This is a genomic window from Actinophytocola sp. KF-1 (genome assembly GCF_054661535.1).
The window spans coordinates 455296-476109 of sequence record NZ_BAAFVK010000003.1 but is presented as its reverse complement, the minus strand read 5'-3'; the positions used below and the strand labels follow the sequence as shown (position 1 = coordinate 476109).

Annotated in this window: 16 protein-coding genes; 6 read left to right on the top strand and 10 right to left on the bottom strand. The window is 71.5% G+C overall.

What is annotated here, in order from left to right:
* Positions 1-2: 2 nt before the first annotated feature.
* Genes ACYQ77_RS11950 through ACYQ77_RS11920 form a run of 7 tightly spaced genes read right to left on the bottom strand, consistent with a single transcriptional unit; the run spans position 3 to position 11987 of the window.
* Entirely contained in the window at positions 3-4340 is a 4338-nt protein-coding gene (locus ACYQ77_RS11950; protein WP_459710344.1) for a CHAT domain-containing protein, read from the bottom strand.
* A complete protein-coding gene (locus ACYQ77_RS11945; protein ID WP_459710343.1) occupies positions 4337-7051 on the bottom strand; it encodes a protein kinase domain-containing protein in 2715 nt (904 codons plus the stop codon). Before ACYQ77_RS11945 ends, ACYQ77_RS11950 begins: the two co-directional genes overlap by 4 nt.
* On the bottom strand, positions 7048-7788 hold the full coding sequence (locus tag ACYQ77_RS11940) for a PP2C family protein-serine/threonine phosphatase (RefSeq protein ID WP_459710341.1): 741 nt from the start codon (positions 7786-7788) through the stop codon (positions 7048-7050). Before ACYQ77_RS11940 ends, ACYQ77_RS11945 begins: the two co-directional genes overlap by 4 nt.
* On the bottom strand, positions 7785-8282 hold the full coding sequence (locus ACYQ77_RS11935; RefSeq protein ID WP_459710339.1) for an FHA domain-containing protein: 498 nt from the start codon (positions 8280-8282) through the stop codon (positions 7785-7787). The genes ACYQ77_RS11940 and ACYQ77_RS11935 overlap by 4 nt, the downstream gene beginning before the upstream one ends.
* Positions 8270-8917 carry a 4Fe-4S single cluster domain-containing protein gene (locus ACYQ77_RS11930; protein ID WP_459710338.1) on the bottom strand — a complete coding sequence of 216 codons (648 nt, stop codon included), beginning with the start codon at positions 8915-8917 and terminating at the stop codon, positions 8270-8272. Before ACYQ77_RS11930 ends, ACYQ77_RS11935 begins: the two co-directional genes overlap by 13 nt.
* Positions 8905-10830, bottom strand: a complete 1926-nt coding sequence (locus tag ACYQ77_RS11925) for an AAA family ATPase (protein WP_459710336.1) — start codon at positions 10828-10830, stop codon at positions 8905-8907. The genes ACYQ77_RS11930 and ACYQ77_RS11925 overlap by 13 nt, the downstream gene beginning before the upstream one ends.
* Positions 10827-11987: a hypothetical protein gene (locus ACYQ77_RS11920; RefSeq protein WP_459710334.1), complete on the bottom strand. Its 1161-nt coding sequence runs from the start codon at positions 11985-11987 to the stop codon at positions 10827-10829. The genes ACYQ77_RS11925 and ACYQ77_RS11920 overlap by 4 nt, the downstream gene beginning before the upstream one ends.
* Before the next feature lie 158 nt (positions 11988-12145).
* Between ACYQ77_RS11920 and ACYQ77_RS11915 the strand changes: the two genes are divergently transcribed.
* Together ACYQ77_RS11915 and ACYQ77_RS11910 are read left to right on the top strand one after the other, a co-directional pair.
* The gene (locus ACYQ77_RS11915; RefSeq protein WP_459710332.1) at positions 12146-12781 is read left to right on the top strand and encodes a hypothetical protein; all 636 of its coding nucleotides are present in this window, start codon (positions 12146-12148) and stop codon (positions 12779-12781) included.
* Positions 12778-13908 (top strand): RES family NAD+ phosphorylase, encoded by a 1131-nt coding sequence (locus ACYQ77_RS11910; RefSeq protein WP_459710330.1) that lies wholly within the window; start codon positions 12778-12780, stop codon positions 13906-13908. Before ACYQ77_RS11915 ends, ACYQ77_RS11910 begins: the two co-directional genes overlap by 4 nt.
* A gap of 59 nt (positions 13909-13967) precedes the next feature.
* Here the strand turns inward: ACYQ77_RS11910 and ACYQ77_RS11905 are convergent, their stop codons facing one another.
* From ACYQ77_RS11905 to ACYQ77_RS11895, 3 genes are read right to left on the bottom strand one after another with little or no spacing between them, the layout of a single operon-like run.
* On the bottom strand, positions 13968-14489 hold the full coding sequence (locus ACYQ77_RS11905) for a hypothetical protein (protein ID WP_459710328.1): 522 nt from the start codon (positions 14487-14489) through the stop codon (positions 13968-13970).
* A 13-nt stretch (positions 14490-14502) separates the two neighbouring features.
* The gene (locus ACYQ77_RS11900; protein ID WP_459710327.1) at positions 14503-14742 is read right to left on the bottom strand and encodes a hypothetical protein; all 240 of its coding nucleotides are present in this window, start codon (positions 14740-14742) and stop codon (positions 14503-14505) included.
* Complete coding sequence (locus ACYQ77_RS11895; RefSeq protein ID WP_459710325.1) at positions 14739-15794, bottom strand: LacI family DNA-binding transcriptional regulator; 1056 nt, start codon at positions 15792-15794, stop codon at positions 14739-14741. The genes ACYQ77_RS11900 and ACYQ77_RS11895 overlap by 4 nt, the downstream gene beginning before the upstream one ends.
* A 188-nt stretch (positions 15795-15982) precedes the next feature.
* Here ACYQ77_RS11895 and ACYQ77_RS11890 point away from each other — a divergent pair, with 188 nt between their 5' ends.
* Genes ACYQ77_RS11890 through ACYQ77_RS11875 form a run of 4 tightly spaced genes read left to right on the top strand, consistent with a single transcriptional unit; the run spans position 15983 to position 20715 of the window.
* Complete coding sequence (locus ACYQ77_RS11890) at positions 15983-17503, top strand: alpha-N-arabinofuranosidase (RefSeq protein WP_459710324.1); 1521 nt, start codon at positions 15983-15985, stop codon at positions 17501-17503.
* A gap of 4 nt (positions 17504-17507) precedes the next feature.
* Entirely contained in the window at positions 17508-18851 is a 1344-nt protein-coding gene (locus ACYQ77_RS11885; RefSeq protein ID WP_459710322.1) for an ABC transporter substrate-binding protein, read from the top strand.
* Between the two features lie 11 nt (positions 18852-18862).
* Entirely contained in the window at positions 18863-19858 is a 996-nt protein-coding gene (locus ACYQ77_RS11880) for a carbohydrate ABC transporter permease (RefSeq protein WP_459710320.1), read from the top strand.
* Complete coding sequence (locus ACYQ77_RS11875; RefSeq protein WP_459710319.1) at positions 19858-20715, top strand: carbohydrate ABC transporter permease; 858 nt, start codon at positions 19858-19860, stop codon at positions 20713-20715. Before ACYQ77_RS11880 ends, ACYQ77_RS11875 begins: the two co-directional genes overlap by 1 nt.
* Positions 20716-20814: the final 99 nt, after the last annotated feature.

Here is a 20814-nt window from a genome sequence, read left to right as displayed (position 1 = left end):
CGCTACCATCCACAGTGGACAAAGCCGGCCCAGAGCGCCGGGGCGGTCATGTCGATCCCGGCCAGGTGTTCCACGACCGCCGCGGGCAGGTCCGGCGGCAACGACCGGGCGGGATCGAGCATCCACAACTGGGCCGCCCGCAACGCGTCCAGCGGTCGCGTGCCGGGTGTCCGCAGCACCAGGTGGAACTGGCACATGAGCGCGCTGGACGCGAGATCGTTCACCGCCCACCGGGTGCCGATCACGCTGGTCGCGCCGACCGCCACGAAGGCGTTGCTCAAGGTCAGGGCCTCGTCGTGGACGTCCTCGGTCAGATCGCTCTGGCACGCGGCGAGCACGACCGTCGCGCCGGTCGCGCCGCCGCCGCGGTGCCCGCGCCGCAGGAGACGGTCGACCGTCAGCACCTGCCCGTCCGCCAGCCGGAGCATGGACGCGGCCGGGGTGGCACGCCCCTCGGCGTGGCACCCGAAATGCAGCAGTGAGGCCGTCGCGAGTTCGTCGAGCACCTCGTCACGGGTACCGCGACCGAGCACGGGCAGGTCGTCGTCGACCAACCCGAACAACCGCGCCGACGGGTACAACCCGGCGAGGAAGCGGGTCTCCACCCGTGCCGAGAGCAGGTCCCCGGTGGGGTTCGCGATCACCACCGGCCGTTCGCCGGGGACGCGCCGAGGACGACGGGACAGCTCCACGAGCTGGCGCGCCGAGCCGGCGTAGGACAGGACCATGTCCTCGAGTGCGTACCGGGGACCGGACAGCAGGTTCTGCCGGGCCGCGTGCCACGGCACGACGCCGAGCTCACCGCACGGCACGAGCACCACCCGGGGTGGCCTGCCCAGTCCGCTGAGCCGGTCCCGCAGCGGTCCGACGGCGTGCCGCCACGCCCACGTGCCGACCGAGTCCAGCTCCCGGTGCCAGGCGGCGAGCGCGGCGGGCATCGTGGGGTGCGCGTCGACCGCACGGCGGGCGGTGACGTAGTCGGTCACCTGCCCGTGGCCGTCCGCGCGGAGACCGGGCAGCAGGATCTGGTCCAGCTCGCCGCCCGCGTGCACGAGCAGCGCACGGCCGAAGTTCGCGCCGCGAGCGGGCACCAGATAGGCCAGCACGTCCATGTCGAGCCCGCGGAGCGCGGCCGCGATGGCGCCGGTGTCCAACGTGCCGGTCAGCTCCCGCGCGGACGGCGTCGACCGCAACGTGCGCAGCACGCGGTGGCGCAACGCGTCCGGTCTGGCGGCGCTCGCCGACGGCTGAGCGTGGTCCGGTGCGTCGTCCCCGCCCGCCTGTTCCCACTCCGTCGCGAGCTCGGTGAACCCCTCGCGCCGCAACAGCGCCCCGAACCCCACCGCCGCCGCCCCTGCCCGCAGGACCAGCCCCCGGCCGCCTTCGAGCGCCTCGACCGCGGTGCCCAGCTCACCGACCACCAGGCAGCGCACGGCGATCGCCAGCGCCCGGTCCGCGGCCTCCGATGCCTGTTCGAGGCTGAGTTCCGTGCTCGACTGGCCGAGCACCCGCCAGAGCAGGGTGTGCAGCGCCGCCATCCCGGTCGCCAGCGCGAACGGGACGTCGCGCGCGTGCCCGCGCCGCCACGCCGCGTCCGCGAACGCCTGGTGGAGATCGGCGACCGCGGCGCCGATGTGCCCGGGAGGTCCCGCGTCCGGGGCGGTCCCCCGCCGGAACCAGTCGAACGCGTTGTCCAGGGCAGCGGCGTCGTCGGTGCCGACCGCCCAGGTCAGCCAGACGATGGCCATGCCGAGGTGGTGCGTCGCGCGGTCGAGCGTCAGCGGATGACTGCCCTCGAGCACGGGCACGTCGTCGAGCCGCCGCACCGTGGCGAGGAAGAGTCCCCGGTCCCTGCGGCTCACCGCGAGCGCGACCTGCGGGATCGCCGAGGTGAGTTCGACGCGGCCGCGGAGCGGGCTGTTGCCGGGAAGCAACCGCAGTGCCGAGGAGGCGTGGTCCGCCGCCTCGTCGAGGAGCCGCTGGTCGTCCGACAAGGCGAGCTGCGCGATGAGCACCTGCGCGAGGAGGCAGTGCGTCATGGCCAGCGTCCCCGCGTTCTCCGGCACCGTCGGCAGCGCGGCCTGCCTGCGGATCTGGGCGCGCAGGTGGTCCGCGAGGGCCGTCGTCGCGTCGCCGTCCCTCGTGGACTGCCAGCGCAGGAAGCCGATGCGCATGCGCGCCTCGTCGACGTCATGCCCGGCGATCTCACCGTTCGCGGGCAACGAGTCCAGGTACGCGGCCGCGGTGTCGAGGTCGGCGAGGTCGCCGGTGAGCAGGAAGCGGTCGGCGAGGATGAGCGCGGTCCCGAACGTGAAGAAGTCGCGTCCCGGGTAGCCGGGCGGGAGCAGCGCCACCGCCGCCATGCAGTCCTCGACCGGGCCCGCGAGGTCCGGGTCCGGCGACCCGTCCAGCCAGCTGAGCGTCTTCAGGAGGCTGAGGACGTAGCGGAACACCGCGCGCCGGTCGCTCGGCAGGTCGCGGTCGGCCGCGAGCCGCGTCAACGCCTCGGCGGCGGCCTCGTGGCGGGACGTGGCGAACCCCAGCACCTTGGCCAGCACCACGGTCAGGCTGAACGACAACGCGGCGTCCGTGCGGATCGGGCGTTCCGCCGCGGCGCCGGCGAGCACACCCTCGAGCAGTTCCGTCGCGCGCCTGGCGTGCTCCGGGTGCCCACGGCGCCGCAGCAGCGCGAGGTGCTGCGCGCCGAGCAGCGTGGCGGCCACCAACGCGAGGTCGTCGCAGTCCGGCGCGGCGAGGACGCGCTCCAGATCACCGACGACCGCCAGCTGCACCGGTTCGTCGCCGGGCACCGGCGGCGCGTCGATGTCACCGACCGTCCGCATGCGCAGCACGGCCACCGCCAGCAGGTGGCAGACGGCGCCCGGGCCGGGCACCCTGTCCCGGTACCGCTCCAGCCAGTCGACCAGGTCGGCGCCGAGGTCGTCGTCCAGCTCGAACAACAGGCGTGTCGGGCGCAGGGCCGCGGGCACGAGATCGCCCACGTACCGCGCGACGGCGAGCAGGCCGAGCAGCGTCGTCGACACGACCAGGTCGTCGTCCGCCCTGCCGCTGCCGATGTCGGCACGTATCCGCGCGCCGGCCTCGTCGAGGGCGGCAGGCGCCATGGTCTCCAGCGCGTGCAGCGCGCCGAGCCCCGATCGCACACCCATCGCCGCCGCGGCCGCCTCGTCGTCGAGCATGCGCGCGACCATGCGCCGTTCCCGCGCGCGTTCGGTGGACGAGGCGAGTTTGCAGCGGCCGTAGGCTTCCAGCAGGAGCGAGGTGATGGTCTCGCTCACCGCGCCGGCACCGTCCGCGGTCCGTTCCAGGAAACGGATGGTGGTGCACAGTTCGTCCGGTGAATCGTCGGTGACCGCTCGCGCGAGGTACAGCTGCCCGAGCAACTCGGCGTGCTCGTCCCCGAGACCCGCCGTGTCCATCTCGTCGGCGAGCTCGTGCAGGAGCGTGATCGCGTCTTCCCGGTCGGCGGGGTCGGGGCGCTCGTCGTGGTACATGACGAGCGCCTGCACGAGCTCGTAGTCGACCTCCGGGGAGCGGATCCCCGCGTGCCGCACGTCGCGCAGGTAGTCGATCGCCTCGGTCAGCTCGGCCGCCGGGTCGCCACCGGCCTCGGCGAACTCCTTGCTCACGTAACGCAACGTGTGCGCCTCGCCCAGCCGGTACAGCACCAGGTTCCGCACCGGCAGGGACGGTGGCAGCTGCCCGATGCTGGCCTGCAGCACGCTGATCGGCTCCGCGAGATCGTGCACCGTGGTGGTCACGCGGTACCCGGCGCGCACGCGGTCGAGCGCGATGAGCCCCAGCCGTGCCTTGGCCTGGTGGTACTGCTCGGTGGTCGGGTCCGCGTCTAGCGCGCGGAGGAAGGCGCGCTCCGCCTCGGCGAGGTCCTCGGCGTCGTCCGTCTGTTCGTACCGCTGGACGCGGAACTCCCCGTGCGTCAGCTCGAGGAACGCGCTGCCGACCATCGTCGCCAGCTCCTCGGCGAGTTCGATCGCGTGGTCGAGGTCCGCGCGTTCGGAAAGCGCGTCCCAGCGGTCCATCCGCGCCCACAGCTGCGCGAACCGGGCGTCGAACCACGTCTGGGTCATCGGCCGGACGTCGCCCAGCACCCACGTCGCGTGGTAGATCGCCTCGTCCAGGTCCGCGACGTCCCGTTCGCCCGCCGCCGACTCGAAGCGGTCGATCAGGTGGTCGGCCAGCCGCAGGCGGATGCCGGCCTCGTCGTCGGACCCGGGCTCGGCCCGGACGAGGAGCTGCCGCAACGAGTGGATGTCGGCGGACTCGGGCGACGGCTCCTCCGCCGGTCCCAGGACGGTCATCGGCCCGGCAACCGGAGTGCCGACCGGTACGTCGCCACGCACAGCGGCACGTGGACCAGGAGGGCGAGCCAGAACGCGCCGCCGTCCCACAGCCCGGCGATCCCGGTCAGCAGGTCCGTCGCCACCGGGTAGCGGATCTCGTCGATCCCGGGAACGGGCTGGGCCCAGAGTCCCAGTGCCACGGCCGCGAGGAGCGCGATGACGAGCACCGGCTTGGTGTGCTGCCACCCGATCGCGGCGATCGCGGCGGCCAGCAGGAGGACCAGCAGGTAGGCGGACTGCTCACCAGCGGCCCGCTGGCCGATCCACGACGTGGTCGCCGAGCCGTCGGTCACGGTCAGCCGGAGCACCGCGGCCGCCCACAGCGCCGCGGGCAGCAGCAGCGCGAACAGGCCGAACGCGATCAGTCTGCGCGTCCCGGCAGGCGCCGTCGCGAGCCACGGCCCGGCCGGGCGCTGTGCGCGGCCCGGCAACAGCCGCGCCGCGCCGATCAGACAGCCGAGCGCGACCGCACCCATGATCACGGCGCCCAGGGTCAGGTTGTCCTGCCACGCGCCGTGGAGGGTGCCGACGAGGTCCTCGACCGGACCGGGCAGTTCCACCGCCGTGAATCCCGGCAGCCGGGGCGCCACGACGGCGAGTGCGGCGGTGAGCACCACGGCGCCCACGATCCACGCACCCCGGCCCCGTGCCAGCACCACGACGTCGACCGCCAGCACCAGCAACGCCGGGGCAAGCCGGCGGAAGAACGCCGGTTCCTCGGCCAGCGCCCGTGCCGAGGCCACCGGATCCTCCTGGAAGGCGAGGGCCGACAGGCCGAACGCGCCGACGAGCCACGCGACGAGCACCAGACCCGCGAACGTCAGGGCACAGCAGGCGACCGCGCGGGCGATGCGTGTGGCGCCGAGCCCGAGCCTGCCACGTGCCCCGTCGAGTGTCGTGACCCGCTCGGCGAACGCACGCTCCCACAGGACACCGGCCGTGACGAGGACGACCCGGCCGGCGTGGGTGCGGGGATCCGCGGTGCGCACGCGGGTGTACAGGTCACGCCACCACCGGGGCGTGCCGACGAGCTCGTGGGCCGGACGCCGGACGCTGCCCGGCATGAGGTCCGGGCGCAGCACGGCGAGGAGTGCGAGCCCGTTGACGCGGTCGCGCTCGCCCTCGGACAGTGCCGTCCACCCGTCGGCGTTCGCCCCGGCACCCGTCGTGGCGATCATCGCCTCGACGTCGTCGACCAGCCCGGTGAGATCGGCCTCGGCGCGCGCCAGGACCGCACACCGATCACCGGCACACTGTGCGTGGCCGCACCGGTATCCCGCCGCGAGCCCCAGCATCCGCGCCTTGATCAGCCCGCCGGCCTCGGCGAACCCCCGGTCACCGGTGCCGAGCAGCGCGACCAGCCCGTCCGCGTCCACGACCCGGCCACGCACCTTCGGCGTCACCGTGGGCGCGAACGCGGCGCCGAACGCGAGGATCGCCCGGTGCGCGCGGGAGTTGTCGCCGGTGAGCCCGCGCAGGTGGCTGGTGTCGAACCGGCGGTCGAGGTCCTCCTTGGTGAGCCAGTCGAGCAGTTCCTGCCTGCCCGTCGAGGAGAGCCACTCCTCGGCGGCCCGCCAGTCGTCGAGCATGGCGGCGGCGAGGTCGCCGGGGTCGACGAAAGTCCTGCCGTCGACGAACGTGATCGGGCGGTGCGTGTTCGGCTGGAGCCGGACGGCGGCCGCGACCACCGGCGGGTTCTCGCCGCGCAGCCACGCGCTGACCTCGTCGTAGGTCCAGCGGTCGTACGGGTCCCTGGTCAGGAGCCCCTGGATCAACAACTGCCAGCGCGGGTCCGGCACCGTGTCGAGCTCGAGGTCGCCGACGTGGCGGATGCGGCGGATCACCGCGTCGGGCAGGAACCCGCCGTCCGGCCGCTGGAAGCGGGTGTGGCCGGTGACCAGCAGGTAGGCGATCTCACCGAGGCTCCACCACGGCCACGGGGAACGCTTTTCCTGCCACACCTCCTCGGGAGGGGAGTACGCGACCGCGGCCATGAACGTGCCGCCCTGCTGCTGGCTCGCGGTGAACGCCGAGACGCCGCCGAAGTCGGCGATCACGATCTGTTCGTGCTCGCCCTGCCGGACCATGAGGTTGTCGGGCTTGAAGTCCAGCGGGTTCCTGCCGACGACCCGTTGCCAGAAGTCGAGCGCGGCCGCGAGTTCGGCGAGGAGTTCCTTCGCCCGGTCCGGAGCGACGCCGTTGCCGTCGACCAGTTCGGCGAACGTGGTCTCGAAGTACTCCATCGCGACCCACGCGATCTCGCCGTGCGGTGTGACGAGCGTGCCGTTGTCGTGGATCTCGGGGACGTGCCTGCGGAAGCCGGGAGCACGCAGGTGTTCCAGCAGGTTCGCGTCCATGGGACGGCCTGCCCAGTGCACCTTCACCGCGACCTCGGCGCCGTCGCCCACCCGTGTGCAGCGCCAGACCGAGCCTTCCGTGCCACGCCCTCGGCATTCGTGCGGGGTGAAGCGGTCGAGCAGCTGCGCGGGGAACGTGTCGCCGGCATCCTCGCCGCCGGCGAGTGGCACACCCTGCTGGACGGTCGGTGTGCCCTGCCGCGTGGTGCGGACCCCGTGACGCGGGTGTCCTTGTTGGACGGTCGGCACGCCGGTCCTGCGTTGTCCCTGCTGCACGGTGGGCGTCGATGGACGGCGGTGTGGTTCGGTCATGGCGCGCTCCGTGAGCCGTTCGTCGTGATGTCGACCAGGCATATCGAGACGTTGTCGGGCGCGCCTTCCGCGTAGACCGCGTCGCGCAGCTCGCGCACCGCCGACGTGGGGTCGGGCAGCGACACGAGCGCACGCAACGTCGCCTGTTCCAGGTAGGAGTGGAGGCCGTCGGTGCAGAGGAGCAGGCGCATCCCGTCCCGCAGCTCCGACCGCATGACCCCGGGTGAGATCTCCTGGCCCGGTCGTCCGCCGAGCACCTGGGTGAGTTCGCCGGAGCCGGACGGGGAGAGGTCGTCGGCGGTGAGCTGTTCGACGAAACCCGGTTCCACGTGGTAAGCGCGGCTGTCACCGACGCCTGCGACGAACACCTCGTCCGCGCACACCACCGCGACGACGAGCGTGGTGGCCATGCCGTCCCAGTCGGGGCGGGACGCACCCGCCGCCAGCAGATCGGCGTGGATGCTCCGGAAGCGGTCGGCGACCGCGTCGTCGTCGGCCGGCGGCGCGACCTGCCACGCCTCGACGGCCCGCGTGCTCGCCACCTCACCCGCGAGGTGACCACCGAGGCCGTCCGCGACCGCGACGACGAGGGGAGCCTCGACGGTCTGGCGCACCGTGACCGGTCCGGACGCCTCGGCCGGTGCCAGCCAGCCGAAGACACCGACGCGGTCCTCGTTGCCCGGCCGCACGAGGCCGCGTGCGCTCATCGCCGTCACCGTGACGGTGGGCGGCGTCATCGTGGCAGTCCGAACTCGTCGACCTCGACGGCGGTGACCTGGATGTCCACGTCCAGGCCGAGACGCAGCCGCTGGCCCGGTGCGAGCCGTCGCGCGGTGGTGACCTTCTCCCCGTCGACGAAAGTCCCGTTCGTGGACTCGCAGTCGGCGACGTACAGCTGGTCGGCGAGCCAGTACAGCCGCGCGTGGGTCCGGGAGACCTGCGTCAGCTCGGCCATGCCCGGGAGGGCTTCGAGCGGTGGTTCCTCCCTGCCGAGCACCACCCCGTCCGGGGGCACCTGGACGCTCCTGCCCAGCAGCTCGAGCGTGATGTGGGGCCGTCGCAGGGGAACGACGTCGACCGGCGGCGCCTGCGGGGTGTCCGGCGCCTGCGGTTGCACAGCCGACCGGACCGCCTCGAGCACCGTCCCGGCGTGCACGTCGCAGTAGCCGGGTTCGCTGTGGTCACCGCACCCGTCCGGATCCACCGGGCACCGGTAGGTCATGGCCGCCATGTCGCTCCCTGGATCCGGACGCCGCGCGCCCGCAGCGCACGTTCCATGTGGGACAGCGCACCGGGCGGTGGTACGCCGATGACCCACAGCCGTTCGCCGTCGACGCCGATCTGCACCGGCGCTCGGTCGGGCTCGGCGCCGAGGTAGGGCGTGTAGCGCCGCCTGCCGAGGTCGGTGGTCGCGCGCAGCCGCTGGTTCGCCGAGCCACGCCAGATCAGGCGGGTCGGGCTGCCCGCCTCGTACCGGCCGGTGATGACCGCGTCGGCGGCCGCGACCGCGGCGTCCTGCGCGGGGTCGAGTTCGTCGAGCTCGAACCCCGTGTACAGCAGAAAGTCCGGTTCGGTGCCGGGCGGCGCCGGGCACGACCGGGCGGCACGCAGGAACGCGGCGACCGGTTCCGCTTGTGCGAGCGGCTCCCCGCCGCTGATGGTCATGCCGTCCGCGCCCCGCCGCAACGCGTCCGACCACAGCCCGAGCAGCGCGTGCTCCGTCAGATCGGCGCCGCCGCCCTCGTCCCACGTGTCCCGCGACATGCAGCCACGGCACGCGAGCGGGCAACCCTGCACCCAGATCACGAGCCTGCTGCCGGGACCGAGTGTGGTGACCGGGAAGTGCACGCGGCTCACCCGGAGCACCGGTCCACCTCCAGCTCGCAGTCGGTGTCGCCGGGCACGATCCTGCTGACCGTCCACACGTCACCCGGGGCGGGCGGGTGCATGAGCACGTGCCGCGACAGCGGGTTGATGAGCAACGTCTCGACGACGTTGTTCACCCCGCGCCCGCCGTGGTCGAGGTTCTCGACGGCCCTGTCGTGCAACACCTTGTACGCCTGCTCGGCGACCTCGAGGGTCAGCTCGTGCACGTTCGCGGCCCGGCGGGCGACCGAGGCGAGGGCCTTGTCCAGCAAGGCGGGCACGACCTCGGGCTGGATGAAGTCCATCGCGATGAACGAGTCACCGAGCCGGTTCCGCAGCTCCGGCCTGCCGATCTGGGTGTCGAAGAACTGGCGGAACGCCTCCTCGAGGACCCGGCGGACGTCGTCGGGCGCGGTCTTGTGCGACAGGGCCGACACCGGACGGCCACCCGGCCCCGGCTCGGACATGCCCAGGTTCGACGTGAAGATCAGGACGGTCTCGGTGAAGTACACGGTCGACCCCCGGCCGTCGGTGAGCCTGCCGTCCTCGAGGATCTGCAGGAAGAAGTCGAACAGCCGGGGGTGCGCCTTCTCGATCTCGTCGAACAACAGCACGCTCATCGGGTTGGCCCGCACGGCGTTGGTGAGCTCGCCGCCCGCGTCGAAGCCGACGAACCCCGGTGGCGCGCCGATCAGGCGTTCCCGCGCGTGCTCCTGCGCGAACTCGCTCATGTCGAACCGGATGGGTTCGGCGTCGCGGCCGAACAACATGCGTGCGACGCCCTTCGCCAGCTCCGTCTTGCCCACCCCCGTCGGTCCGGCCAGGAAGAGGACGCCGCGGGGCCGGTTGGGTGAGCTGGACGACTGCGCCCCGGTGAGGCCCGCCGCCGAGCGCATGAAGATCTCGACCGCCTTGCGGACCGCCCGTTCCTGGCCGAGCACGCCGATCGGGTCACCGTCGCCCCCGCCGCCCTGACCGGTGAGCACCCGTTCGCCCGCGACGATGCGTTCGCGGATGTCGGCGCTGGCCCACGGGTTGTCGCGGACACCGACCCGGTACAGACGGGCGGCCTCGTCGAGGCGGGCAGGCGGGATGGCCCGGTCGATGGCGATCCGGCCGACGGTGAGGACCTCGGCGTTCGTCATGCCGTGCGTCGCGGCGAGGAGGTTCTTGGCGTGACGGGCGACGTCCTCCCGGGGCTGGTCCGGGGCGCCGTTCGCGCGCAGCACGTGTTCGACCGCGTGGGTCGCCGCGGCCAGGCGCTGGTCCGCCGGTGCGGGCGGGATGCTGATCACCCGCAACGACGTGGAGGCCAGCGGGAACTCCGTCGGCAGCTGCTCCTCCCGGTCCGCGGCCCAGAACACCGTGTTGAACGGCATCACCGGGGCCGGGCCCAGCGCCTGGCGGGCGACGTGGCCGAGCACCTCGACCGCGCCCATGACGAGCTTCGCCTCGCCCGCCAGTTCCGCCCGCGGTGAGCCGAGCCGGTGGGCGTAGGGAAAGACCAGTCCGATGGGTGCGCCCCGATGCTCGACCACGTCACGCAGCACCCGGCGCAGACGGCGCTGGATGAGCCCTTCGACGTCGGTGTCGGCGTCCTCGCGCGAGCGGCCGGACAGCGCGTCGTCGAGCGCCATGGCGGACAGGGAGTCCGGCAGCTGCCCCGGTTCCTCCCGCAACGGCCACGACTCGAGCCGGTCGTGCACGAGATCGAACATGGTGAGCGCGGCGTACTCCCGGTTTCTGCACACTCGCTCGATGACGTCGACGAGCCTGAGCGGCAGCGCCCGTGCGGAGCCGTTCTCGGCGGGGAGGAGGTACTGGTCGCGGACGTTGCCGACCAGCAGGATCTGCGGATGGGTGACCAGCGAGAGGTCGAGTTCCCTGATCCACGCGGGGAGTTCCACCGTCACCGCCCGCGCTCCCTGAGGGTCTGCGCGACCGCCGGCTTCGCGGGTGACCGCCTGCGCCGGGTGGAGGGGAGCGGGGCGGCGGCCATGGGCATCCGGCCGGGGTCGATCATGAGGAACGGATGCGGGTCGACCGTCACGCGTTCGGCCAGCGAGGCGGTGATCGCGGGGAGCGTCGCCGCGCAGAACGTCTGCTGCACCCGCACGTCGTGCGCGGGATCCGGTGGCAGGTCCTCGCCGCGGACAACCGAGGTGAGCACCTTGCCGCCGTCGGCGGGCAGCCGGACCAGCAGACCGTAGTCGTCGTCCGGCTCGCGAAGCCCGGCCACGGCCTCCCCGTGGGCCAGCAACATGCCGGAAAAAGCCTTGTCGACCACGCATCCTGCCTCGGTGAGCGCGTCGGCCACCGCCTGCACCATGACATCCTGGTGCTTGCGGAGATCCGCGCGTTCGACCGCCTGGTGGACCCGGTCCCGCAGGGGGCGGCAGTCGTCCGCCGACTCGATCTCCGTGCGCAGCCGGTCCTGGTCCGCCGGCAGTGCCTCGCCGAGGAGGTCGAGCAGGCGGGAACGCAGTTCGTCGCCCGCGTCGCGGATCTTGTGGCGTTCGACGGCATCCCGGATCGTCACCGACAGGTCCAGCGCGGCGGCCCGCACCGCGCCCAGGTTGTCCATTGTGGACATCTCGGCGAGTTTTCCGCTCAGTTCCGCCAGGTCGGCCGGCTCACACCGAGGTCCCGCGGATCGCATCAACCGTGCCACGTCGTCGATGGCGGCGCGGCGGCGCGTCGCGCCGGTGTCGGCGGGCTGTTGTCGTTGCCTGCTGTCGTGGAGCTCCGCGGTCGCGGAACGCGACCGGGCCCGTTCCGCGGGAGCGACCGCGGCGATCTCTTCCTGCCAGCGGCTCGTCCACGCGTCGCTGATCCGCGACTGTGCCGAGGAGATCGCGTCACGGAGCCGCTCGACCGTGTTCTCCAGAACGGTGTTGTCCTCGCTCGCGTCGTCGCCGTGGACCTGTTCGGTGCGCACGCGGACGGCGCGGGCCCGCCGTTCGAGCGTCGCGAGTCTCGTCCGGAGTGCCGCTATCTCGCCGCGGAGCTCCCGCCTGCGCTGGGCGGCGAGGTCGACGGGGGACACGTAGTAGCCGGCCGAGGAACTCATCGACTTCCTTCTGCTGGACGAGATATGTTGCCCCCCGCATCGACGTGCCACCGGACTCCGTTACGACGACAGGGCGACCTCGGGTGGAGGGATGTTGTCTTTGACAGGAAGTCGTCACTGACGGGAGAACTCGTCGTGCCGCGGGCACAATCCGGGGTGTGAGTGTCCCGGAGATGATCGACGCGCTGGCGCAGCGGTGGGACGACGTCGTGCCGCTGCTGCCGCCGGACCGGCAGCGCACGTTGCGAGAGCTCGTCGTGGATCTCGCGGAGGCAGCCGACGAACCGGCGCGGCTCGCCGTGAGCCAGCGGATCGCCCTCCTGCTGTTCGACAGCCTTCCGGCGTATCACCCGGTCGTGGTCATGGGCAACCGGCTCACCACCGCGCCGGCGGACACCCGGTCGTCGATCGGACGTTTCACGTTGTTGCGCATGCGAGTTGCGGAACAGGCGCCGTTGCCGGCGGCCGACCGGATACTGATGGCCGACTGGGAGACGCCACGTGCGCTGCGCGGACGCGGCATCGACCCGGACTTCCCGCCGCTGATCCGTCTCGACCGGCAGGACGGCTCCGTGGTCGTGCCGTTGTTCCAGTTCGCGGACGACGGCCGGCCGCGCGCCACCGTGCTGCGGATCAACGTGCTGTTGGACGCCTACGACGACCCGTGGGGTGTCGCGGACTGGTGGCTCAGCAGCAACGTCTGGCTGCACGACGCGCCGGTCGAGCTGCTGGACGGGCCGGACGAGGACAACCTCCTCGCCGCCGCCCGCGCAGCGGTGGGAGGTGCGCGATGATGCCCGTCGCGCCGCCTGCCCGGCTCACCGGTACTCCAGTCCGGTTCACGTTGCCCGCGCACACGCAGCTCTGGCGCACGCACCGCGGGCCCCACACGGCGCTGACGTTCGACCCGCCCGCCTCGGACGTGTTCGGCGGCAGGCGGTTCGACGGCACGGCGGCGAGCCCGCACCGGTGCTGTTACGCGTCCCCCGACCGGGCGACCGCGATCGCGGAGGAGGTGCTGCCCGCGTTCGACGCCAGCCCGTCCGCGCCCCGGTACCTCACCCGGGCCTCCTTCGCGGATCTCCACCTCTCCTCGGTGCGCACCACCAGGGACCTTCCGTTGTTGCGCCTGACGTCCGCCCCGGACCTGGCGTCCGTGCACGCGGGCAGCTGGCTGCTCACCGAGCGGGACGGGCACTACCCGGCGATCCGGGAGTGGGCCGGGTGGTTGCGTGCGCAGGCGCCGTGGGCGGCGGGGATCTTGTGGACGTCGATCCTGGACCTGCCCAGCACGACGCTCGTGCTGTTCGAGGACCGGTGTGCCGGCGCGCTGACCGCGATGCCCGGCCTCACCGTCGACCTCGGCGCGCCCGGCACACCGGACTGGCTCGCCGACACCCTGGGCCGGTGGGGGGTGCAGCTCGGGCCGGGCCCCTCGACGACCGCCCGCGTGTTCCTCAACTACCGCACGGGCATCGCGGACCAGATGGTGTTGCTGCTGCACGACGAACTCGTGACGCGGTTCGGGGAACGGGGCGTGTTCCGGGACATCACGTCGATCCCGCTCGGCGTCGAGTTCGAACCGGTGATCATGCGGAACGTCGCCGGTGCGAAGGTGCTCCTGGCGGTCGTGGGCCCGACGTGGGAGGCCGCGACCACCGTGTCCGGCACCCGGTGCCTCGACGACCCCGAGGACTGGGTGCGCAAGGAACTGCTGTACGCCAGGGACAGCGGCGTCCGGGTCGTGCCGGTGCTGGTCGGCCAGCGCAACCGGCTGCGGGCCGAGGACCTGCCCGCCGAGCTGGCATGGGTCGCCAGCGAACAGTCGATGCAGCTCACCGGAGACGCGGACCGGCGGGACATCGCGTTGCTCGTCGAGCGGTTGTTGCGCCGCTGCCCGGAACTGAACATCGACGACTGACGTCCCGAACACGACAACGGCCGTGACCTACATCGGTCACGGCCGCCGCGGTCATTCCGTCATCGCCGCCATTTCCGGAACGCCTTGATCACGTCGCCGTTCGTGAGACGTGCTTCACCGTAGGAGGAGAGGAGTGACTCGGCGAGGAAATCGAGGTGCGGTTTCGCATCGGGACGGCTCATCAACGCCCACGTCGCGGCGGCGGGGACACCCTGCCCGCGGACGATTTCCTCGACCGTGCTCTCGAACGCCTTCCGCTGCCGCCTCGGCAGGCCGAACGACGCCCACACGGACGTCGCGATCAGTTCCCCTGCGTGGATCGACACGAGCAGTGTGAGCGGCCCGCTCTTCCAGTCAGCCACGCCGACGCCGGTGAGCGCATCGAAGGGGATCGCGCCGTTGGGGTGCCGGACCCGCGCGATCTCCCCCGCCACCAGGTCCAGCGATTCCTGGGACAGGTCGCCGAGCAGGTCCATGAGGTAGTCACCGGGATCGGGCAGCGCCGCCACGACCCTCGGGTCGACGCTGATGTCGTCGGACGGGACGGGGACGACCGTCTCGTCGCTGGTGAAGAAGCCCATGTGCGGTCCGCGCTCAGCCGTTGATGATGCGACGGGCCTGGTTCCCCCGGGAACCCGCCTCGTTCAGCATGCGCTTGAACAGTTCCTTCTCCTGACTGTTCAACGAGGACGGTCCACTCAGTTCCGCTTTCGCGAGAACCCGGTCGTATTCCTGCGCTGTCGCCATGTCAGAACGAGAGGACCGCCACACCACACCGAACCGATCCTGATCCGGAATCGCGAGAGCGCATCGGCTCACGGTCAGCAGCGTCAAGCCTTCGGCGTTCGTCGTTGTCGGCGTGCAGGGGGCCGATTTCTCGTGCTACCCCTGGCCACGAGCGAGACGGTGCTGACGATGTGTTCCGGCTCGGCGTTCTTGTCCTCGAACTGTCGGCGGAGCAAGCGCAGCGCCTCGGCGACCATGGTCGGGCGGTCGGGGTCGACGGTCGTCAGGCCCGGGGTGAGGTGGCGGGAGATCTCGAGGTTGTCGAACCCGGCCAGCTGGACGTCGTCGGGCACGCGCAGACCGGCGTCGTGGAGGGCGGACAGGGCGCCGATGGCCACCTCGTCGGTGACGGCGAAGATGCCGTCGAGCGTCAGGCCCGCTGCCAGGGCTTCGGTGACGGTGGTCCGGGCTTCCGCGATCGAGTAGTCGTGGAGTGGGATCACGAGGTCCGGGCTGGGTGTCAGGCCCGCGGCGGCCAGTGCTTCCGACCAGCCGGTGGCGCGGTAGGTCGCCATCTCCGGGTGGGGGGCCGTCAGCTTCCCGCCCAGGACCGCGATTCTGCGCGCGCCGCCGGCGATCAGGTGTTCTGTGGCCAGGCGTGCGCCCGCGACGTTGCCCATCTGGACGCGGTGGTAGCGGTCCGGCACGTCCTGTTCGCCGAGCAGGACGATCGGCAGGTCCGGGTGGATCCGGTCGAGGTCGGCCGTGTCCAGGCCGACCGCGCTGAGCAGGACGCCGTCGTACTGCTGGAGGCGGGCGAGCGACAGTGCGGACAGTTCGCGCTCCCGGCTCGCGCTCGACTGTTCGACGACCAGGTGCATGCGGTCGGCGGCCAGCGCGTCCGAGATCAGGGCCGCCAGCTCGCCATAGTAGTGCAGGTCGAACCTGGGCACGATCAGGCCGACCGTGCCCGTCCGCCCCGAGCGCAGGCGCCGGGCGGTCAGGTTGATCTCGTAGCCGAGGCGGTCGACGACGTCGAGCACGTGCAGCCGGGTGCCGGCCCCGACGTTGGACCGGCCGTTGAGCACGTTGGACACGGTCATCACCGACACGCCTGCTTCGCGTGCCACGTCGCTCATCGTGACGGGGCGTCGTCCCATGGCGGTCACTCTCTCAGCCCGAGCGGGGGACTCGGGCAGTGGTGCGGGTGTCGATCAGTCACGAAACGGCGACGATGCGCGGCGCTCGGGTTGACGGCGGAGTGCCGGATCGGGATTCTTTCCCGCCAACAAGTGTAACGATAAACCCGAAAGTTTCGCAGTTCAAGGGCCGCACCCCGGAAGGCGCCATGACCACGACGGCGATCATCAATCTGGACTTGCCCGGTCCGGTCATCTCCCGGCACGTGTACGGCCACTTCGCCGAGCACCTCGGCAGGTGCGTCTACGGCGGGTTCTGGGTGGGCGAGGACGCGACGGTCCCCCACGTCCGCGGCCTCCGCGCGGACGTCGTCGAGGCGCTCAAGGCACTGCGGATCCCGAACCTGCGCTGGCCCGGCGGCTGCTTCGCCGACACCTACCACTGGCGCGACGGCGTCGGGCCGCGCGACCAGCGCCCGCGGATGGTGAACACCCACTGGGGTGACGTCGTCGAGGACAACTCCTTCGGCACGCACGAGTTCCTCGATCTGTGCGAGCTGCTGGGCGCCCAGCCGTACGTGTCAGGCAACGTCGGCTCGGGCTCGGTGCGGGAGATGGCCGAGTGGGTCGAGTACCTCACCCGTCCCGGTGACGCACCGATGGCCGCGTTGCGCCGGGCGCATGGGCGCGACGAGCCGTGGCGCGTCCCGTTCTGGGGCATCGGCAACGAGGCCTGGGGCTGTGGCGGGAACATGCGGGCCGAGCAGTACGCGTCCCTCGCCCGCCACTACGCGACGTTCGTGCGCGACCACGGCGACAACGAGGTCTACCGGATCGCTGTCGGCCCCGGCGAAGGCGACTACGCGTGGACCGAGACCATGATGCGCTCGTTCGACGACCTCGCCGCCGACCCGGCCGCGCCCGCGGCGCCGTTCCAGGCGTTGTCGCTGCACTACTACACGATGACCGGATCCTGGTCGGACAAGGGCGCGGCGACCGACTTCACCGACGACGAGTGGTACGTCGCGCTGTCCCGCGCCGCACGCGTGGACGAGTACCTCACCCGGCACAGCACGGTGATGGACCGCTACGACCCGCACCGCAAGGTTGGGCTCGTGGTCGACGAGTGGGGCACCTGGTGGAACGTCGAGCCGGGCACCGAGCCGGGCTTCCTGTACCAGCAGAACACGATGCGCGACGCCCTGGTGGCCGCGGTGCACTTCGCCGCCTTCCACCGGCACGCCGACCGGGTGGTCATGGCCAACATCGCCCAGACGGTCAACGTGCTCCAGGCCGTGCTGCTCACCGACCCGGACTCCGGCGCGCTCGTGCGCACGCCGACCTACCACGTGTTCGAGATGAGCACCGGCCACCACGACGCGGCGTCGCTGGCGGTCCACCTGCGCGACGTGCCGGTCGTCGAGTCGGACGGGCGCGAGCTCGGCCTCGTCTCGGTCACGGCGTCGGCCAAGGACGACGGCGCGCTCGTCTCGCTGGCCAACCTGGACGTCGCCGCCCCGGTCGAGGTCGTCCTGGACCTGCGCGGGCGCGGCGCGCGGTGCCGCGGCGCGCGTGTGCTCACCGCACCGGCGCCCGCGTCACACAACACCCCGCACGCACCGTCCACTGTGGCGCCCGCCGCGTTCGACGGGGTGCGGGCGCACCCGCGCGGCCTGCTCGTCGAGTTGCCGCCGCACTCCTACGTCACAGCCGACCTCCAGCTCACCTGACCCGATGACGGACATCGACCAACCAAAGGAGTCGTCGATGATGACACGCAGGCACAGGACGCTCGGCGTGCTGGCAGGCACGATGGCGGCAGCACTCGCGCTGTCGGCCTGCTCGGAAGGCCCGGAAGCCAGCGACTACAAGGAAGGCGATCCGTACACCCTCACCGTCTGGACCAACTACACCGGCGAGGCCGGCCTGGCCTGGTTCGACAGCGTCGCCAAGGAGTTCGAGGCGGCGCACGAGAACGTCACCGTCGATGCCCAGCACATCCAGAACGAGGAGCTGGACGGCAAGCTCCAGACGGCACTGAACTCCGGTGACGCACCGGACATCTTCCTGCAGCGCGGCGGCGGCAAGATGCGGGACATGGCCGAGGCGAAGCAGCTCCTCGACCTCACCGGCAGCGCGGTCGACTCGCCGGAGCTGCGGGAGAAGCTCGGCGACGCGCCGTACGACGCGCTCACCGTCGACGGCAAGCTGCTGGCCGCGCCGCAGCTGGTGCAGCCCGGCGGCATCTGGTACAGCAAGGACCTGTTCTCCCAGGCCGGCATCACCGAGGTCCCGACGACGGTCGACGACCTGGCCGCCGCGATCGGCAAGCTCAAGAGCGCCGGCATCACCCCGATCGCGCTCGGCGGCAAGGACGCCTGGCCCGCCGCCCACTGGTACTACTTCTTCGCGCTGCGCGAGTGCTCGGCCGACACCCTCGAGGCGACGAACCAGTCGCTGGACTTCGCCGACCCGTGCTACGAGAAGGCGGCCAAGAACGTGGTCGACCTGGCCGCCCTCGAGCCGTTCAACGAAGGCTTCCTGAACACGTCCGCGCAGCAGGGCGCCAGCAGCTCGGCCGGCCTGCTCGCCAACCACAAGGCGGCCATGGAACTCATGGGTTCGTGGGAGCCCGGGGTCGTCAAGGACCTCACGCCGAACAAGGAACCGCTGCCCGACCTGGGCTGGTTCCCGTTCCCGCAGGTGGCGTCCGGCCAGGGGGACGCGAACGCGCTCATGGGCGGCAAGGGCGGCTTCTCCTGCTCGGCGAGCGCGCCGAAGAAGCTGTGCGGGGAGTTCCTCGCGCTGATGAACTCGGAGAAGAACCAGGAGAGCTTCTACACCGCGTTCGGGTCGATACCGCTGCACGTCGACGCCCAGGACGTGGTGAAGAACGACTACGACAAGCAGATGATCGAGGCCCTCAACGAGGCGACCTACGTGTTGGACTTCCTGGACACCAACTACGGCCAGAAGGTCGGCACCGTGCTGAACCAGTCGGTCGTGAAGCTGCTGACGGGGGAGACCGATCCCGCGGGGTTCGTCTCGGCGATCACCGAAGCGGCAGGCCGGAAGTAGGGCCCGGCCACATGGAGACAGCCGCGCACGTGGAACACGCCGTGCCGGACAGCCCGCGGGCCGGGGCGCTGCCCCCGGCCCGCGGGCGGGCTCGGGGACGCCGGGTGCCCTGGCGGCGGTGGGCGGAGATCGCGCTGCTCGCCGGCCCGGGGGTCGTCGTCTTCGTCACGTTCGTGATCGTGCCCGTCCTCATGGCCGGGTACTACGGCTTCTTCGACTGGAGCGGGTACGGGGTCCCGACCGAGTTCGTCGGCCTGCGCAACTACGGGCTGATCCTCACCGACGCCGCGTTCCTCGAAGCGATGTCGCACAACGGGTTCATCCTGGTCATGTCGCTGATCCTGCAGGGACCGCTGGCCATCGGGATCGCGCTGCTGCTGAACAGGAAGATGCGCGGGCGTTCCCTCATCCGTGTGCTGATCTTCGTGCCGTACGTGATCTCGGAGGTCATCGTCGCGATCGGGTTCAGCCTCATGCTGCACCCGACCGGCGCGGTCAACGACGTGCTGGACCGGATCGGGCTCAGTGGCCTGGCGACGGACTGGCTCGCCGACCCGGACGTCGCGATCTGGTCGCTGATGCTGATCCTGGTGTGGAAGTACATCGGGTTCGCGGTCATCCTCATGCTCGCCGGCCTGCAGGGGATCCCGGACGAGCTGCGCGAGGCGGCCGCGATCGACGGCGCGTCGTACTGGCAGACGCAGTGGCACATCACGTTGCCGCTGCTCGCGCCGACCATCAGGATCTGGGCGTTCCTGTCCATCATCGGCTCGCTGCAGGTGTTCGACCTGGTGTTCGTGATCTGGGGCCAGTACGTGGCCGACACGGCCGGGACGTCGACGATGGCGACCTACATGGTGGCCAACGGCAGGACGTCCGGCGAGTACGGCTACGGCAGTGCCGTCGCCGTGGTGATCTTCCTGGTGTCGCTGGTGATCGCGCTCGTCTACCAGCGGTTCGTGCTGCGCCGCGACACCGAGGGCGCGCTGACCGAAGGTGTGGCCTGATGTCTGCTGCTGTCGCTCGCCTGCGTGACCGCTCGGGCGTGACCGGGCGGGGGAGCCTGGCCGCCTACCTGGTGGCGTTCGCCCTCGTCGGCGTGTGCCTGGCGCCCGCCGTCTACATCATCCTGGGCGGGTTCCGCACGAACTCCCAGATCATCCGGTCACCGGCCGGGCTGCCGGACCCCTGGGAGGTCGGCAACTACACCGGGCTGCTGACCGGCGAGGTCTTCTGGCAGCAGCTGGTCAACTCGGTGATCGCGGCGGTGGGCACCACGGCCGGTGTCGTCGTGCTCGGTCTCATGGCCAGCTTCGTGATCGCCCGCTACCCGTTCAAGGCCAAGCACCTGATGTACTCGCTGTTCGCCGCGGGCCTCATGTTCCCCGTCACGGTGGCGATCACCCCGCTCTACATCATGGTGCGCGACCTCGGGCTGACCGACACCCTGGCCGGGGTCGTCCTGCCGCAGATCGCGTTCGCCATGCCGACCACCGTGATCATCCTCGTGCCGTTCCTGCGTGCCATCCCGAAGGAACTGGAGGAGGCCGCGCTCATCGACGGCGCGAGCAGGCTCGGCTTCTTCGTCCGGATGGTGATCCCGTTGTCCCTGCCCGGCGTGATGACCGTGGGGATCCTGGCGTTCGTGGCGAGCTGGAACAGCTACCTGCTGCCGCTGTTCCTGCTCAGCGACAACGACCTGTACACCCTGCCGCTGGGAGTGCAGGCGTTCGCGTCGCAGTACTCGATCGACACCGCCCGCGTGCTGGCGTTCGTGTCGTTGTCGATGATCCCCGCGCTCGTCTTCTTCTCGATCTTCGAACGCCGCATCGTCAGCGGCCTGACCGGTGCGGTGAAGGGGTAGCACGCACTGTCCTCAACGGACTGACGGCCGGTCCTCCCGTCGCCGGCCCGGGATGTCCACTGAGGACTCGCGCGTTCGTGGTGTCACCGAGCGTGATGC